This window comes from Patulibacter medicamentivorans (genome assembly GCF_000240225.1).
Lineage (GTDB): Bacteria > Actinomycetota > Thermoleophilia > Solirubrobacterales > Solirubrobacteraceae > Patulibacter > Patulibacter medicamentivorans.
In genome coordinates, this window is sequence record NZ_AGUD01000247.1 from 1 (window position 1) to 16,657 (window position 16,657).

Annotated in this window: 12 protein-coding genes and 1 pseudogene; 11 read left to right on the forward strand and 2 right to left on the reverse strand. The window is 74.4% G+C overall.

What is annotated here, in order from left to right; genetic code table 11:
• Window positions 1-3,038: pseudogene (locus PAI11_RS17210) on the reverse strand (hypothetical protein); the annotation flags it as partial.
• A 244-nt stretch (window positions 3,039-3,282) separates the two neighbouring features.
• Here PAI11_RS17210 and PAI11_RS26465 point away from each other — a divergent pair.
• From PAI11_RS26465 to PAI11_RS17245, 8 genes are all read left to right on the forward strand, one after another.
• A complete protein-coding gene (locus PAI11_RS26465) occupies window positions 3,283-3,372 on the forward strand; it encodes a potassium-transporting ATPase subunit F (RefSeq protein WP_138974389.1) in 90 nt (29 codons plus the stop codon).
• Window positions 3,373-5,163, forward strand: a complete 1,791-nt coding sequence (gene kdpA / locus PAI11_RS17215) for a potassium-transporting ATPase subunit KdpA (RefSeq protein ID WP_007577134.1) — start codon at window positions 3,373-3,375, stop codon at window positions 5,161-5,163.
• Between the two features lie 63 nt (window positions 5,164-5,226).
• Window positions 5,227-5,892 carry a potassium-transporting ATPase subunit C gene (locus tag PAI11_RS17220; protein WP_007577135.1) on the forward strand — a complete coding sequence of 222 codons (666 nt, stop codon included), beginning with the start codon at window positions 5,227-5,229 and terminating at the stop codon, window positions 5,890-5,892.
• Window positions 5,889-7,955, forward strand: coding sequence for a potassium-transporting ATPase subunit KdpB (kdpB, locus tag PAI11_RS17225; RefSeq protein WP_007577136.1), 2,067 nt, complete (start codon window positions 5,889-5,891; stop codon window positions 7,953-7,955). The genes PAI11_RS17220 and kdpB overlap by 4 nt, the downstream gene beginning before the upstream one ends.
• A gap of 72 nt (window positions 7,956-8,027) precedes the next feature.
• Complete coding sequence (locus PAI11_RS17230; protein WP_007577138.1) at window positions 8,028-9,248, forward strand: universal stress protein; 1,221 nt, start codon at window positions 8,028-8,030, stop codon at window positions 9,246-9,248.
• A gap of 2 nt (window positions 9,249-9,250) precedes the next feature.
• The gene (locus PAI11_RS17235) at window positions 9,251-9,901 is read left to right on the forward strand and encodes a hypothetical protein (RefSeq protein WP_040600767.1); all 651 of its coding nucleotides are present in this window, start codon (window positions 9,251-9,253) and stop codon (window positions 9,899-9,901) included.
• Window positions 9,902-9,978: 77 nt separating this feature from the next.
• Window positions 9,979-12,180, forward strand: coding sequence for a CocE/NonD family hydrolase (locus PAI11_RS17240; RefSeq protein WP_007577143.1), 2,202 nt, complete (start codon window positions 9,979-9,981; stop codon window positions 12,178-12,180).
• A 106-nt stretch (window positions 12,181-12,286) separates the two neighbouring features.
• The gene (locus PAI11_RS17245) at window positions 12,287-12,898 is read left to right on the forward strand and encodes a GNAT family N-acetyltransferase (RefSeq protein WP_007577145.1); all 612 of its coding nucleotides are present in this window, start codon (window positions 12,287-12,289) and stop codon (window positions 12,896-12,898) included.
• 13 nt (window positions 12,899-12,911) lie between these two features.
• Here the strand turns inward: PAI11_RS17245 and PAI11_RS17250 are convergent, their stop codons facing one another.
• Window positions 12,912-13,658 carry an SDR family NAD(P)-dependent oxidoreductase gene (locus PAI11_RS17250; RefSeq protein ID WP_007577148.1) on the reverse strand — a complete coding sequence of 249 codons (747 nt, stop codon included), beginning with the start codon at window positions 13,656-13,658 and terminating at the stop codon, window positions 12,912-12,914.
• A 101-nt stretch (window positions 13,659-13,759) separates the two neighbouring features.
• Here PAI11_RS17250 and PAI11_RS17255 point away from each other — a divergent pair, with 101 nt between their 5' ends.
• From PAI11_RS17255 to PAI11_RS17265, 3 genes are read left to right on the forward strand one after another with little or no spacing between them, the layout of a single operon-like run.
• The gene (locus tag PAI11_RS17255) at window positions 13,760-14,632 is read left to right on the forward strand and encodes a helix-turn-helix transcriptional regulator (protein ID WP_007577150.1); all 873 of its coding nucleotides are present in this window, start codon (window positions 13,760-13,762) and stop codon (window positions 14,630-14,632) included.
• Between the two features lie 46 nt (window positions 14,633-14,678).
• On the forward strand, window positions 14,679-15,734 hold the full coding sequence (locus tag PAI11_RS17260) for an ABC transporter ATP-binding protein (RefSeq protein ID WP_007577152.1): 1,056 nt from the start codon (window positions 14,679-14,681) through the stop codon (window positions 15,732-15,734).
• Window positions 15,731-16,513 (forward strand): ABC transporter permease, encoded by a 783-nt coding sequence (locus tag PAI11_RS17265; RefSeq protein ID WP_007577154.1) that lies wholly within the window; start codon window positions 15,731-15,733, stop codon window positions 16,511-16,513. The genes PAI11_RS17260 and PAI11_RS17265 overlap by 4 nt, the downstream gene beginning before the upstream one ends.
• The last annotated feature ends 144 nt before the right edge of the window (window positions 16,514-16,657 follow it).

Below are 16,657 nucleotides of genomic sequence, written 5' to 3' on the forward strand. Positions count from 1 at the left end.
ACCGTGCGCGCGGTCGGGCCGGCGCCGTTGGCCGGGCCGAGGCCGGTGACGGCGATCCGGGCTCGCGTCGGGACCGACGCCAGCCGCTGCCGGCGCGCGCCTGGCGGGGCGATCACGAGCCGGGCGGGGCCGTCGGCCCGGGCGACGTGGACGGCGTGGCGGAACCGCTTCGAGGTGCCGGTCCAGCGGACCAGGACCTGCGACCCGCGACGGATCGCGCGCAGCCGCCGGGGCCGCGTCGGACGCTGGCGCGCCGGGGCAACGTACGACCCGGCGACGACCGTCGTCCGCGGCCGGCCGTCCTGGGTCACCAGGGCCAGGATCCGGCGGCGGCCGCCCGAGCCCTCGGCCGGTCGGAAACGGACGCCGCCGCTGCGAGCGGCGCTGGTCGCGATCACCCGGCGGGTGTCGCGGCCGGCCTCGACGAGAGTCACCCGCTGGCCCGCGATCGGACGCACCCGCCAGAGCAGCCGCCGGTCGCGGCCGCGACCGGTGACCGTCGTCCGGACGCTCGGGCGGGGCAGCTCCTGCGCCTGGCGGACGTCGCGCACGGGGAAGCTGCCGTCGGTCGCGATCGTCCAGGTGCCGCCGCGCGGGCGCTCGACCATCAGGTACGTCGTGCCGTCGTCGCCGAGCGCCGCCCGCAGGCCGTCGCCCTGGGCGACCGACGTCCCGCGCGAGACCGAGATCCGCTCGCCGCGCGGGCCGGTCAGCGTCACGCCGGGCGCACCGCCCCGGCCGCGAACCGCCAGCAGCGTGCGGGGCGCCCCGTCCTCGAGCAGGATCCGGCGCGACTCACCGCCGGACCCGCCGACGGCCCGCGAGCGACCGCGACCGCCGCCGGACCGGGCCGGCCGGTAGGCGCTCAGGTTGCAGCCGCTGAAGAGATCGAAGTCGTCGCCCCAGCGGTAGCCGACGCCGCCGCTGACGATCACGACGTCGAAGCAGCCGGCGATGCCGACGCTGGAAACGACGAACGAGCCGCTGGCGCACGGGTTGGGGCCCCAGATGTGGATGCAGCCCTTGACCTTGCCCTCCAGGCTCGCCGCTCGGGTCCCGTCGACGAAGCCGGCGACCTCGCCGCCGACGTCGGCCACGCCCAGGTCCCAGTTGACCTTCGCGCCGAGCTCGAACAGGCCCTCGGAGGAGTAGCGCAGGAACGCGCTGCCCAGGGTCCACTTCTCGGCCACGCGGCCACGGCCGTTGACCTCGATCACGAACGGGTCGTCGAGCACCGCCTCGAAGCCGCCGGTCACCGAGACGGCCGTCCGGCCGGCCAGCTTCGGGCCGCCGCTGAGCGTGACCGAGCCGTCGAGCGTGAACGGGTCGCGCTTGACGCCGAACGTGATCCCCTGGAGGAAGATCCCCGGTGAGACCTGGGCGTCGAGCCCCGCGACGCTGCCCTTCAGGTAGTCGAAGCCGCCGTTCCGGACGCCGAACCTGGCGCCGACGGTCAGCGGCCGCGCCAGGCCGAGCTTGACCTTGGCGTTGCCGGCCCAGCTGACGCCCTGGACCCACTTGACGCCGACGTCCTGCAGCTCGAGGCCGGGCAGCGGCAGCCGGCCGACTTGGACCTCGAGCGCGCTGAAGTCGGTGCCGTGGTCGTTGTCGGCGGTGAAGGCGCCGCTGCTCGTCAGATCGCCGAGCTGATCGAACGGCCAGAAGCCCAGCTTCAGGGTGGGGGTGATCCGGGACCCGCCGCCGCGGGTCAGCACGACCCGGACCTTCGGGATCTGGAGCCCGAACAGCTTGCCGCCGGTCACGCTGCCGTCGAGCACGGTGCCGTCGCTGCGGGGGAAGGCCCCGTCGCCGACGTCCCACGAGATCCGGCCCTGGTACAGGAGGACGTCGGGATGGTCGCGCAGGACGACCGCGAACGGGGCGGCGGTGCCGCCGCTGATCGTCTCGTGCCGCTTGTGGATCCGCAGCTGGCGCGCGCCGCTGCTGGCCAGCAGCGTCAGCCCATTGACGTGGACCTCGCGACCGTCGGCGACCAGCACATCGGGACCCTCGGCGCGCATGCAGTCGTCGGTCTGGACGTGGAGGGTCCGGCCGCGGAACTCCCGCTCGCAGTTCTCGACGATCCGCAGCGGCTTGGTGACGCTGCGGGCGGCCGCACCGGCCCCCGGCGCGGGGGTGGCGGTGATCGTGAGCTGCGGGAACGACCCGACCGAGGGGGCGGCGGTCGCGCTCGCGGTCACGCGGACGGTGGCGCGGGCCGCGGTGCCGGTCATCGGGTTCGGCGTCACCTCGGCGGTGACCCCGGAGGGCAGCCCGTCGACCCGCAACGCGACGTCGCCCTCGGACCCGTTGAGCCGCTGCAGGTCGACCGGGAAGTCGACGTAGTCGCCCTGCCTCAGGGTGACCGGGTTCGGTTCGACCACGAGGGTCATGTCCGCCGGGGCCGGGGCGTCGGGGCGGGTGATCGTCAGGTCGTCGAGTGCGAGCCTCTGGGTCAGGGCCGGCGAGCCGTGGAACGTGAACTCCGAGATGCTCGCCGCGCCGCCGGGGTCCGCGACGGTCAGGCGCCGGCGGAAGGGCTGGCCCTCGATCACCTCGACGTCGCTCGACGCCACCGCCCGACCGCCGGCGTCGCGGGCGACCAGGTGGACGCGGCCGGTGGTCGTGCCCGGCCCGGAGTAGCCGACGACCGCGCTGATCGATGAGGCGGTGCGGGTCAGGCGGCCGGTGGTGATCGGCTGCCAGAACTCGCACGCCGGCGCGCACTCGGAGAAGTCGGCGACCCGGGTGCCGGAGGACGCCAGGCCGGGCGCCAGCTCGATCGCGCGCAGGACGGGGACCTCGACGTCCCCCCCGGCCGGCGTGGTGAAGTCGACGCCCGCCGAGGCGCGGTACTGATCGCCGATCTCGGCGTTCGGCGCCAGATCCTCGAAGTCGACGACGCTTGTCGCCGCGCGTGCGGCCGGGACGCCGAGCAGCGCCAGCGCCAGCGTCGCGAGCAGGCCGGCGAGCAGCGTCGCCGATCGCGGCCCGGCGGCCGCGGTCGGACGTCGCCTGGCGAGCCGGAGAACGCGCATGCGGCGACGCTAGCCACGCCGGAGCGCCGTCACGATCGGGGAGCGCCCCGGAGATCCGGGCCGCTCGACCCTGAGCGCGGGCCGCCCGCGCCCTTCCTTCACAGCATCTTGATGGCCGCCCGCCGCTCCCCACACCGACTTGACGGGCCGGGGCGCAAGGTGGTCGCATGGATCTCCTCGCCGTCGGCATCGCGGTCGCGTTCTTCGCGGCGATGCTGCTGCTCCTCGAAGGCCTCGATCGCGTATGAGCGGCGCTGACCTCCTGGGGCTGCTCGTCGCCCTCGCCGTGATGGCCTACCTGATGTTCGCCCTCCTGCGCGGAGAGGAGCTGTAGATGAGCGGTTGGCTGCAGTTCGCCCTCCTGCTGGCGCTCGTCGTCGCGATCGTCCGGCCGCTCGGCGGCTACATGGCCCGCGTCTTCGCGGGCGAGCGGGTCTTCCTGACCCCCGTCCTCGGCCCGCTCGAACGGGTCATGCGCACGGCGCTGCGGGTCCGCGGGGACGGCCTCGACCAGAGCTGGAAGCAGTACGCGCGCAGCGTGATCTTCTTCTCGCTGGCGTCGTGGCTGCTGCTGTACCTGGTCCTGCGCACGCAGGGCGCGCACCCCTGGAACCCGAGCGACCTCGCGTCCGCGCCGTGGGACGTCAGCTTCAACACCACGTCGTCGTTCGTGACCAACACGAACTGGCAGTACTACGCCGGCGAGACGACGATGTCGAACTTCTCGCAGATGGCCGGCCTGACGGTCCAGAACTTCGTCTCGGCGGCGGTCGGCATCTGCGTCGTGATCGCGGTCATCCGCGGGATCGCGCGGCGCGGCGACGGCACCGGCGCCGGGGGCGGCGGCGGGAAGCAGTCTCCCGGCGGCCTCGGCAACTTCTGGGTCGACCTGGTGCGCACGGTGGTCTACGTGCTGCTGCCGATCGCCACGATCGGCGCGCTGCTGCTGGTCACCCAGGGCGTCCTGCAGACGCTCGGCGGCCCGATCACGGTCGGCACCGTCGCCGGCGGCGAGCAGACGCTCTCGTTCGGCCCCGTCGCCTCGCAGGAGGCGATCAAGCTGCTGGGGACCAACGGCGGCGGCTTCTTCAACGTCAACTCGGCGATGCCGTTCGAGAACCCGACCGGGATCTCCAACTTCTTCGAGATGCTGCTGGTGCTGGCGATCCCCGCCGCCCTGACCGGGACCTACGGCCGGATGGTCGGCAACCGCCGCCAGGGCTGGGCGATCTTCGGCGCGATGGTCGCGATGTTCATCGCGCTGGTGGTCGTGATCACCCTGGCCGAGGGCCACGGGTCGGTCGCCCAGCACGCCGCGGGCCTGCACACGGGGGCCTTCGACGGCTCGACCGGCGGCAACATGGAGGGCAAGGAGCAGCGGTTCGGGATCGCCGGCAGCGGGCTCTTCGACACCGTCACGACGGTCACCTCGACCGGCGCCGTCAACAGCGGCTTCGAATCCCTCACCGGGATCGGGTCGCTGGTGCCGATGATCGGCCTGGGCACCAGCGAGGTGATCTTCGGCGGCGTCGGCTCCGGCCTCTACGGGATGCTCCTGTTCGTCATCCTCGCCGTCTTCATCGGCGGGCTGATGGTCGGCCGGACGCCGGAGCTGCACGGCAAGAAGATCGAGGCGCGCGAGGTCAAGCTCGCGATGCTCGGAGCGCTGTACATGCCCTTCGCGGTGCTGACGACGACCGCGCTGGCGGTCGGTACCGGCCACGGCAGGAAGTCGATCTTCTCGAGCGGGCCGCAGTCCTTCTCGGAGAGCTTCTACGCCTACCTGTCGCAGGGCAACAACAACGGCTCGGCGTTCGCTGGCTACACCGGCTACGTCCAGCCGAACGGCAACAACGACGGCGCCTTCGGGATCACCTTCGCCGACCTGCTCGGCGGGCTCTCGATGCTGTTCGTCCGCTTCTTCCCGATCCTCGTCGTGCTCGCGATCGCCGGATCGCTGGCCCGCAAGCGGGTCGCGCCGCCGGGGCCGGGAACGCTGCGAACCGACACGCCGACGTTCGTGGTGCTGCTGATCGGCGTGATCGTCCTCGTCGGCGCCCTGACCTTCTTCCCCGCGTTCCTGCTCGGCCCCGTCGTGCAGTCGCTGACCACCAGCCTCTTCTGATGCTCGTCCACCCCTACGTGACGCCCGCCACCGCGACCGCCACCTACCACGGAGCTCGCTGACATGCGCAAGGACATCGTCACCTCGCTGATCGCCGTCGTGGCGTTCACGCTGCTGCTCGGGCTGGCCTACCCGCTGGCCGTGACCGGCATCAGCCAGGCGGTGCTCAACGACCAGGCCGACGGCTCCAAGATCGTCCGCGACGGCAAGGTCGTCGGGTCGAAGCTGATCGCCCAGGACTTCCGCAAGCCGGTCCTGGACGCCGACGGCAAGCCCAAGCAGGACGCCGACGGCAACCCGCTGCTGGCGCCGGACCCGCGCTACTTCCAGCCGCGGCCCTCGGTCACCGGCTACGCGGCCAACGCCACCGCGTTCAGCAACCTGGGCCCGAACAACGTCGCCACCCGCGATGCGATCGCCGCCAACGCCAAGGCCTACCTGGACCTCGAGAAGCCCTACGACCCGACGCTGACCGTCGCCCGGATCCCGGTCGACGCGGCCACCAACTCGGCCTCCGGCGTCGACCCGCAGATCTCCGAGGCCAACGCCCGGATCCAGGCTCGCCGGATCGCGGCGGTCCGCCACCTGCCGGCCGACCGCGTCCGCCAGCTGATCGAGGACCACACCGACGGCCGTGCCCTCGGGATCCTCGGCGAGCCGGGCGTCAACGTTCTCGAACTGAACCTCGCGCTGGACCGCGCGACCACCACCGACGGAGCCACCCGATGACCGATCGTCCCGATCGCTCGCTCCTGGACCCGGCGATCCTGCGCCCGGCGCTGCTCGACAGCCTGCGCAAGCTCGACCCGCGGATCCAGGTCCGCAACCCCGTGATGTTCGTCGTCGAGATCGGCGCGCTGATCACGACGGTCGCGTGGCTGATCCAGGCCTTCGGCGGATCGCCGCTCGGCGGCGGCCACCAGCCCGCGTGGTTCGCCTTCTCGGTGACCGTCTGGCTGTGGCTGACCGTCGTCTTCGCCAACCTGGCCGAGGCGCTCGCCGAAGGCCGCGGCAAGGCGCAGGCGGACACGCTGCGGGCGATGCGCTCCGACACCGTCGCCCGGCTGCGCGACGGCGGCACGCGGCCGGCGGCCGAGCTGCGACCCGGCGACGTGGTCGTGGTCGAGGCCGGCGAGGTGATCCCCGGCGATGGCACCGTCGTCGAGGGCATCGCCTCGGTCGACGAGTCGGCGATCACCGGCGAGTCGGCCCCGGTGATCCGCGAGGCCGGCGGCGACCGCAGCGCCGTGACCGGCGGCACGCGGGTGCTCAGCGACCGGATCCTGGTCGAGATCACCCAGGAGCCGGGGCAGTCGTTCCTGGACCGGATGATCGCCCTGGTCGAGGGCGCCTCGCGTCGCAAGACCCCGAACGAGGTCGCGCTCGGGATCCTGCTCGCCGGCCTCACGATCGTCTTCCTGACCGTCGTCGTGACGCTCAAGCCGTTCGTCGAGTTCGCCGACGCCGATGTCTCGCTGGTGACGCTGATCGCGCTGCTGGTGGCGCTGATCCCGACCACGATCGGTGCGCTGCTGTCGGCGATCGGGATCGCGGGCATGGACCGCCTGGTGCGCCGCAACGTGCTGGCGCTGTCCGGTCGCGCGGTCGAGGCCTCCGGCGACGTCGACGTGCTGCTGCTGGACAAGACCGGCACGATCACGCTCGGCAACCGCCAGGCGACGGCGTTCCTGCCGATGCCCGGCATCGACGAGCGCGACCTGGCCGAGGCGGCGCAGCTGGCCTCGCTGGCCGACGAGACGCCGGAGGGCCGCTCGATCGTCGTCCTCGCCAAGCAGCGGTTCCAGATCCGCGAGCACGACCTGGTCGCCGCCGGCGCCGAGTTCGTGCCGTTCACCGCCCAGACCAGGATGTCGGGCGTCGACTACGGCGGGCGCCGGCTGCGCAAGGGCGCCGGCGACGCGATCGAGCGCTGGATCGCCGAGCTCGGCGCGACCGCGCCGCCCGAGCTGCGGGTCGAGCTGGACCGGGTCGCGGGGGAGGGCGGCACGCCGCTGGCCGTCGCGCGCGACGAGCAGGTGCTCGGCGTCGTCTACCTGAAGGACATCGTCAAGGACGGGATGCGCGAGCGCTTCGACCGGCTGCGGGCGATGGGCATCAAGACGATCATGGTCACCGGCGACAACCGCCTGACCGCCAACAAGATCGGCCAGGAGGCCGGCGTCGACGACGTGCTCGCCGAGGCCACGCCCGAGGCCAAGCTGGCCCTGATCAAGGAGCAGCAGGCCGGCGGGCGGCTGGTGGCGATGACCGGCGACGGCACCAACGACGCACCGGCGCTGGCGCAGGCCGACGTCGGGGTGGCGATGAACACCGGCACCCAGGCCGCGCGCGAGGCCGGGAACATGGTCGACCTCGACTCGAACCCGACGAAGCTGATCGAGATCGTCGAGGTCGGCAAGCAGCTGCTGATCACCCGCGGGGCGCTGACGACGTTCTCGATCGCCAACGACATCGCCAAGTACTTCGCGATCCTGCCGGCGATCTTCGCGGCGGTCTGGGCGACGAGCGGATCGGCCGACGGGCCGCTCACCGACCTCAACGTGATGGACCTCGGCACCCCGGAATCGGCGATCATCTCGGCGATCGTGTTCAACGCGGTCGTGATCCCGCTGCTGGTCCCGATCGCGTTGCGCGGCGTCCAGTACCGGCCGGTCGGGGCCGACGCGCTGCTGCGTCGCAACATGCTGGTCTACGGGCTCGGCGGGATCATCGCCCCGTTCGTCGGGATCAAGCTGATCGACCTGCTGGTCCACAACCTGCTGGGGGCCTGATCCGATGATCGGTCGGCTCCCCACCCGCCCCGCGACCCGCGGGGCGCCGCCGGCGACGGAGGCCGCGCTCGGATGAGCGACCGCGGCCATCACACGGTGATGCTGGGCATGGCGCCGGGGGTCGGCAAGACCTACCGCGCGCTGCAGGACCTGCGCCGCGCCCGCGACGCCGGCCGCGACGCGATCGTGGCGGTGCTGGAGACCCACGGCCGGGCGGAGACCGCCGCCCAGGCCGAGGGTCTCGAGCTGCTTCCGCGGCGGGCCGTCGAGCAGCGTGGGATCACCCAGCAGGAGCTGGACCTGCCGGGGCTGCTGGCGCGGGCGGCGCGCTCCAGCGCGGCCGGGAGCGGCCCGCTGCTGGCGATGATCGACGAGCTGGCCCACACCAACCCGCCCGGCCTCGAGCACGAGAAGCGCTGGCAGGACGTCGAGGACGCGCTCGCCGCCGGGATCGACGTGATCTCGACGGTCAACGTCCAGCACCTGGAGTCGCTGAACGACCAGGTCGCCGAGCTGACCGGGGTCCGGGTGCGCGAGACCGTGCCCGACCAGGTGCTGGTCGACGCCGACGACGTGGTGGTCGTCGACCTGCCGCCGGAGGCGCTGCTGCAGCGGCTGCGGGACGGCCAGATCTACCCGCCCGAGCGGATCTCCGCGGCGCTCAACAACTTCTTCCGGATCGAGCAGCTGAAGGCGCTGCGCGAGACCGCGCTGCTGCAGGCCGCCGAGGAGGTCGGCGCCCGCCGGACCGGTGCCAGCGCCCGCTCGGGCGGCCGGCTGCACACGGGGGAGCTGCCGCGGGTCGCCTCGCCGGTCGGGCCGCCGGCGGCCCGCCTCGACGACCGCGGCGAGCGCGACCGGCGGGTGGCCGACGACGTGCCGGACGTCGTCAAGGAGCGGATCCTGGTGCTGGTCTCGACCGGCCCGTCGGGGCAGCGCGTGCTGCGCCGGGCGTGGCGCTCGGCGCGCCGCCTGCGGGCCGGGATCGACCTGCTGCACGTGCGTCGCCCGGGCCGCCGGCCGACGGTGGTCGAGGCAGAGCGGCTGGACGGGATCCGCCGGCTGGCGGCCTCGCTCGGGGCCGAGCTGCTGGTCGAGGAGGACGACGAGGTCGCCGCCGCCGCCGAGCGCGTGGCCCGGGAGCGGGGCACGACCTACGTCTTCGTCGGCGCCCCCGACCGGGCGCGCGGCCTGGCGCGGCTGCGCGAGCCGCTGGTCGAGCAGCTGCTGCACCGGCTGCCGGGCGTCGACGTCCGGATCGTGAGCGAACGAGGGGATCGGAAGGAGCGATGACCATGAGCGGATCGATCGCGCTGGCGCAGGCGCTGGCGGCGCTGCCGCTGGGCGACGTCGTCCTCGGCGCGGTGGCGGCGATGGTGGGCCTGCTGGCCGGCGTCGCGCTGGCGCTGACGATCAAGGGCCGTCGCCGGCGCCACGCGCCGACCGGACGGGTGCTGCTGGCGCTCGCCGGCCCCGAGATGTCGTGCGCGGCGGTCGACGCCGCCGCCCGGATCGGGCGCGCGGACGACGCGGTCGTCGTGCCGGCGGTGCTCGTCGCCACCCCGTACCACCTGCCGCTGGACCGGCCGCTGCCCGAGGCGGCGTCGGAGGCGATCGACGTCCTCGACGCGGTCGAGCAGCGGCTGCATCGCGCCGGCGTCCAGGTCGACGGGCGGATGGTCCAGGGGCGCACGCGCCGCCACGCGCTGCGGCGGCTGGTCGCCGAGGAGCGCTTCGACCGGCTGGTCGTCCCCGCCGCCGGGGCCGGGCAGGAGGGAGCCGGCTTCAGCGCCGAGGACGTCGCCTGGCTGCTGGCGAACGTGTCCGGCGAGGTGCTGGTCCTGCGGCCGGGGCGCTCGCTGGCGCCGCCGGCGATCGAGCAGCGCTCGTCGCGGTTCCACGGTTCCGGGCGGCGGACGCGCAGGGCGCAGCTGCGGCACCCCTGAAGCGCCGCGCCGAAGGCGCTCCGCGACCGGTGGTAGCTTTCGCCGCCATGGGATACGGGGGGAGTCGTTGTCTCACGGTGGCATCGCGGGTCGCGGGGCGGGTCGCCGCCGTGCTGCTCGCCGCCGCCGTGCTGCCGGCCGCCGCGGCGGCCGCGACGCCGGCACTCACCGCGACGACGGCCGCGCCGCGCGCGTCGGCCGCCGTCCCGCGGCTGCCGCTGCGCCCGGCCGACTATCCCGGCGTCGTCGTCCAGCACGACGTCAAGATCGTCGCCTCCGACGGCACCGCCCTGATGGCCGACGTCTTCCGGCCCGCCGACGCGTCGGGCAGGCCCGTCGACAAGCGGCTGCCGGTGGTGGTCACCGGTACCCCCTACAACAAGAACGTGATCTCGGCCGGCGCCGGCGACATCGCGACGCTGGCGGGTGCGTCCCCGATCATCGTCCGCCGGGGATACGTCCAGGTCGTCTTCGACGTCCGCGGGACCGGCAGCTCGCGGGGGACCTGGCGCTCGTTCGACCCCCGCGAGCAGCAGGACACGCTGGAGGTCCTCGCCTGGGCGCGCAAGCAGCCGTGGTCGAACGGCGACCTGGCGATGACCGGCGCCTCGTACATGGGCATCAACCAGCTGCTGGCCGCGTCGCGGCGGCCGCCGGGCCTGAAGGCGATCTTTCCGATCATCCCCGGCGGCGATCTGTACCGCGACGTCGTCTGGCACGGGGGCTCGCTGGACCTCGGCTTCATCCCGCTCTGGCTCGGCCTGACCACGGCGCTCGGCGTGGTGCCGCCGGCCGACGCGGTCGGCGATCCGGTCAAGGCGCTCGGCTGGCTGACCGACCGCCTGCTGACCACGGCGTCGTTCCCGCTGGAGGCGATCCTCAACGGCCCGACCGGCGGGCCGCTGGCCGACGACGGCGACTTCTACCGGGTCCGCTCGCCGCTCTCGGTCGTCGACAAGATCGACGTGCCGACGTTCATCACCGGCGGCTGGTGGGATCTGTTCCAGCGCGGCGAGCAGCTGCTCTACCAGCGGCTGAAGCTCGAGCCGGGCCGCAAGCAGCTGCTGATGGGCCCGTGGTACCACGTCACTGCCGGTCAGGGCCTGGGCGCCCGGCCCGGCATGCCGCAGCCGCTGACCGAGCTGGCGGTGCTCTGGTTCGACCGCTGGATGCGCGGCGCCGACAACGGCATCGACCGCAGCTACGGGCCGGTGACCGTCAACCAGCTCGGGCCCGACAGCTGGCGCCGCGAGGGCGCCTGGCCGCCCGCCGGGACCCGCTACCGGCGGCTGTACCTGAACGCCCAGCCGTCGGGGCTCGGCGGCCAGGACGCCAGCCTCGCCTGGAGCCGGCCGACGGCGGCCGGCCAGCGGACGGTCTCGCCGAACCTGCTCGGCAGCCTCTGCTCGCGCAGCACGGTCCAGTGGACGGCGGGCCTGCTGGCCGGCGCGCTCGACGGCTGCGCGCAGAGCAACGCCAGCGCCGAGGTCGGCGCCGCGACCTTCACCACCGCGCCGCGGACGACCCCGCTGCGGATCGCCGGGCCGATCGCCCTGCGGCTGCGCGGCGCCTCCTCGCGCGGCGACGGGTTCTGGCACGCCCAGCTGACCGAGGTCGCTCCGGACGGCACGACGAGGGCGCTGACGTCCGGCTTCCTCGGGATGACCCAGCGGGCGCTCGACGAGCGGCGCAGCGAACGGGCCGCGGACGGCGACCTGAAGCTGCCGTTCCACCCGTTCACCAAGGAGGCGCGGCTGCCGGTGACGCCGGGCCAGCCGGTCGACATGGACGTCGAGATCTTCGGGACCGACGCGGTGATCCGGCCCGGCTACCGGCTGCGGCTGGCGCTCAGCTCGAGCGACCTGCCGCACGCGCTGCCGACGGTCCCCGACCTCGTCGGCCAGGTGCTCGCGGTCCAGACGGTCGACGTCCAGCCGGGCGCCCCGAGCTTCCTGTCGCTGCCGGTGGTCGGTCCGGCGCCGGCGGCCGCGTCGCCGAGCCCGCCGCCGGTCCGCTGCGCCAGCAAGCGGCGCTTCCGGATCCGGATCCGTCCGGCCGGCCAGCGGGTCCGGTCGGTGCGGGTGCGGGTGGGCGGACGGCGCGTGGCGGCCCGCCGGCCGGCGCGGCGCGGCGGTCGCTGGACGGCGACCGTCGACCTGCGGCGGTTCGGCAAGCGCACGGTGACCGTCACGACCGTGGCGACGCTGGCCGCGCGCGATCGCCGCGGCCGCCACCGGACGGTCCGCGACGTGCGCCGCTACCGCACCTGCGGCCGCTGAGGGCGCCGGTCGCACCGCTCGTCCGCGCGGGGCGGATCGCCGTCGCGGGCTGACGTCGATCCACCACGCGAGCGGTCGTCGGCCGGCCGGGTAGGCTGCGACGCCGATGCCCCTGGAAGTCCGTGGCCCGACGCTGACCCTGCGCTACCCGACGGAGGACGACGCCGACGCCCTGCTGGGGCTGGCGTCGGACCCCGAGGTCACGCGCTGGTTCTCGTGGGGGCCCTACACCGACGTCGCCCAGCCGCGGCGGTTCATCGCCGGGCTGGCCGAGGAGCGACGGCGCGGGATCAAGCTCGACCTGCTGGCCATCCACCACGAGCACGGGCCGGCGGGAATCACCGGGCTCTACGAGTTCCACGTCCGCGACCGCCGCTGCGTCTGCGGGACCTGGTTCGGCAAGCGGTTCTGGGGCACGGGCGCCAACCGCGAGTCCAAGGCGCTGCTCCAGCACCTGGCCTTCGAGACGCTCGGGATGCACCGCTTCGGCAGCTACTCGAACCCCGCCAACGAGCGCTCGACCCGGGCGCTGCAGGGCGTCGGCCTGGAGCTGGAGGGCGTGCTGCGCGGCTACCACCGCCACGGCGACGACTTCCTCGACGTCAACGTCTTCGGGCTCCTGCGCGAGGCGTGGGAGCGCTCGCCGCTGCGGGCCGAGTACGAGGGCCGGATCACGGTCGTCGGCGAGCCGCCGATGGCCTTCCGGGCCGACGGCTGAGGGCGGGCGCCGGTCAGAGCCGGAGGCCGCCCGAGGCCTCGATCCGCTGACCGGTGATCCAGCCGCCGGAGGCGGTGACGAGGCCGGTGATCGCGGCACCGACGTCCTCCGCGGTGGCCAGCCGGCCGAGCGCGGTCTGGGCGATCAGCGCCTGCTGCATCTGGGGGTCGTCGCGCACGGCGCCGTCGCTGAAGTCGGTCGGCACCGCGCCCGGCGCGAGCACGTTGGCGGTGATCCCGCGTGAGCCCAGCTCGAGCGCCTGGTAGCGGGTGAGGACCTCGACCGCCCCCTTCGCCGCCGCGTAGGCCGCCGACCCCGGGAACGACAGGCGGGTCAGGCCGCTGGAGACGTTCACGATCCGGGCGCCGTCGCGCAGCAGCGGCAGCAGCGCCTGGGTCAGGAAGAACGGCCCGCGGAGGTGGACGGCGACGATCGCGTCGAACTGCTCCGGGGTGGTGCTGGCGAACGGCTCGTGGAGGGCGGTGCCGGCGTTGTTGACGAGGACGTCGAGGCCGCCGTCCGGGAGCGCGGCGCGCAGCCGGTCGGCGAACGCGGCGAAGCCGTCCACGTCGGTGGTGTCCAGGGGCAGCGCGACGGCGGCGCGGCCGAGCGCGCGCGCCTGCGCGACGACGTCCGCCGCGGCCGCGCGGTCGCGGCGGTAGGTGATGACGGGATCGACGTCGGCGGCGGCCAGGGCCAGGGCGGTCGCGCGGCCGAGGCCGCGCCCGCCGCCGGTGATCAGGGCGGTGGTGGTGGACATGCCTCCACGGTCCCGCGGCGGCGGCCGGGGCGGAAGGGACCCGTCGATCCAGGGATCGGCGGTCCCTGGATCCGCGCGCCGCGCGGGCCGATACTGCGGCCATGGACCGATTCGATCGCGCGCAGCTGGCGGACTTCCTGCGTCGTCGCCGGGCGGCGCTGCAGCCGGAGGACGTCGGCCGGCCGCGCGGGCGCCGTCGCCGGACCGGCGGCCTGCGGCGCGAGGAGGTCGCCGAGCTGGCCAGCATGTCGACGGACTACTACGCCCGGCTCGAGCAGCGGCGGGGTCCGCAGCCGTCGCCCTCGATGCTCGGCGCGATCGCCCGCGGGCTGCGGCTGACCGTCGACGAGCGCGACCACCTCTTCCGCCTGGCCGGCCACGTGCCCCCGCGCAGCGACGTTCGCAGCGACCACGTCAATCCCGGGCTGCGCCGCGTGCTGGACCGCCTCGACACGCCGGCGATGGTGTTGAACGACCTGGCCGAGGCGCTCGCCCAGAACCCGCTCGCCGTCGCGCTGCTCGGCGACGAGACGCGCTTCGCCGACGACCCCCTGCGCCGCTCGCGCTTCTACCGCTGGTTCACCGACCCGGCCGAGCAGGCGCTGCACGCGCCGGAGGAGCACGAGCGGCTCTCGCGCTCGTACGCGGCGTCGCTGCGACTGGCGATCGGCCGCCACCCCGGCGACCCGCGCGGCCGCGCGCTCGTCGACGGGCTGCTGGCCGATTCCCCGGCGTTCGCCGAGCTGTGGGCCGAGCACGACGTCTCCTGGCGGCGCGGCACCGAGCCCAAGACCCTGCTGCATCCCCAGGTCGGCCGGCTCGAGCTCGAGTGCCAGGTCCTCGTCGACGAGCGCGACGCCCAGATGCTGCTCGTCTACACGGCCACCCCGGGCACGCCGTCGGCCGAGCGGCTGCGGTTGCTCGGCGTCGTCGGCGGCCAGTTCGGGACGCTGCCGGTGGAGCAGTCGGCGTAGCGGCGGTCCTGCGCCGGCCGGCGTCCGTGCGGGGCGATCCTGCATCATGGTCGGGTTGCGCCGTCGCCCGCACGCCCTCTCCCTCCGCAGCGCCGTCGCGTCCTCCGACGTGGCCGGTCCGCCGCTGCCCGCGGCCGCCGCGCGGCCCGTCGGGGCGTCGGCGCCGAAGGTCGCGGCCAGCGCCGAGCCGGCGGTCCTGATCGACGGCCTCGTCAAGCGCTACGGGGAGCGGACCGCGGTCGACGGCGTGCAGCTGCGGGTCGAGCGGGCGCGGGTGCTGGCGCTGCTGGGCCCCAACGGCGCCGGCAAGACGACCACGATCGAGACCTGCGTCGGCTTCCGGCGCCCCGACGCCGGCCGGGTCCGCGTCCTCGGGCTCGACCCGATCGCCGACAGCGAGGCGCTGCGCCCGCGGATCGGCGTGATGCTGCAGAGCGGCGGCGTCTACCAGGCGGCTCGCTGCGGCGAGATGCTGCGGCTGGTGGCCGCCTACGCCGCCGACCCGCTCGACCCCGAGCAGCTGCTGGACCGGCTGGGGCTGCGCGAGGTCGTCCGGACCCCGTACCGGCGGCTCTCCGGCGGCCAGCAGCAGCGGCTGTCGCTGGCGATGGCGATCGTCGGGCGGCCGGAGCTGGTGTTCCTGGACGAGCCGACCGCCGGCCTCGACCCGCAGGCCCGCCACGAGACCTGGCGGATCGTCGAGTCGCTGCGGGCCGACGGCGTCACCGTCGTGCTGACGACCCACTACATGGACGAGGCCGAGCGGCTGGCCGACGACATCGTGATCGTCGACCACGGCAAGGTGATCGCCACCGGCACCCCGGCCGAGCTGATCCGCGGCGGCGCCGACCGCGAGATCCGCTTCCGTGCCGCGCCCGGCCTGCCGCTGGCGACGCTCGAGCCGCGGCTGCCGGCCGACTGCGTCGTCGCAGAACCGGCCGCGGGGACCTACGTCGTCGCCGGCCCGGTCGACCCGCAGCTGGTCGCGACGGTCACCGCCTGGTGCGCCGAGCGCGGGGTGCTGGTCGAGGGCCTGCAGGTCAAGCAGCGCACGCTCGAGGACGTCTTCCTGGAGCTGACCGGACGGGAGCTGCGCGCGTGAGCACGGCCGCCCCGCCGGTGGTCACCGGCCAGTTCACGCCCAACCCGGGACGCGCGCCGCTGCTGCGGATGCTGCTGGCGCAGACGCGGATGGAGCTGACCCTGATCGTCCGCAACGGCGAGCAGGTGCTGCTGAACCTGATCGTCCCGCTCGGGCTGCTGATCGTCTGCACCAAGATCCCGTTCATCGAGGTCGGCGGCGAGCGGGCCGACTTCTTCGTCCCCGGGGTGCTGGCGCTGGCGGTGATGTCGGCCGCCTTCACCGGCCAGGCGATCGCGACCGGCTTCGACCGCCAGTACGGGGTCCTCAAGCGGCTCGGCGCGACCGCGCTGCCACGCACGGTCCTGCTCGGCGCCAAGACCGCGGCGGTGCTCGTGGTCGAGCTGCTGCAGATCGCGCTGCTCTGCGGGGCCGGGATCGCGCTCGGCTGGCACCCGCACGGCGACCCGTTCTCGGTCGCGGTGCTGATCGCGGTCGGGACCGCGGCCTTCTGCGGGATGGCGTTCCTGATGGCCGGCCTGCTGCGGGCGATGACGACCCTGGCGCTGGCCAACATCCTCTGGTTCCTGCTGCTGATCTTCGGCGGGATCGCGTTCCCGCTCAGCGATCTCGGCGGGGCCGCCGACGTCTTCGAGCTGCTGCCCTCGGGCGCGCTCTCCAACGGCCTGCGGATGGTGCTGGAGACCGGCGAGGTCGCGCCGGTCCACGACGTCCTGATCCTCGGCGGCTGGGCCGTCGTCACCCTCGTCGCCGCGGCGGCGACCTTCCGCTGGGAGTAGCGGACCGCCCGGCGAATCGCCGTCTCGTGCCGCGTCCCGGCCCGAGAACGCGATGCTCCGCGGCATGCACGTCGAGTCGCCTGCTCGGCGCCACGGGCCCGACGAGATGGAGATCGACCGGGTCGGGCGAGGCCCGCGACCGGC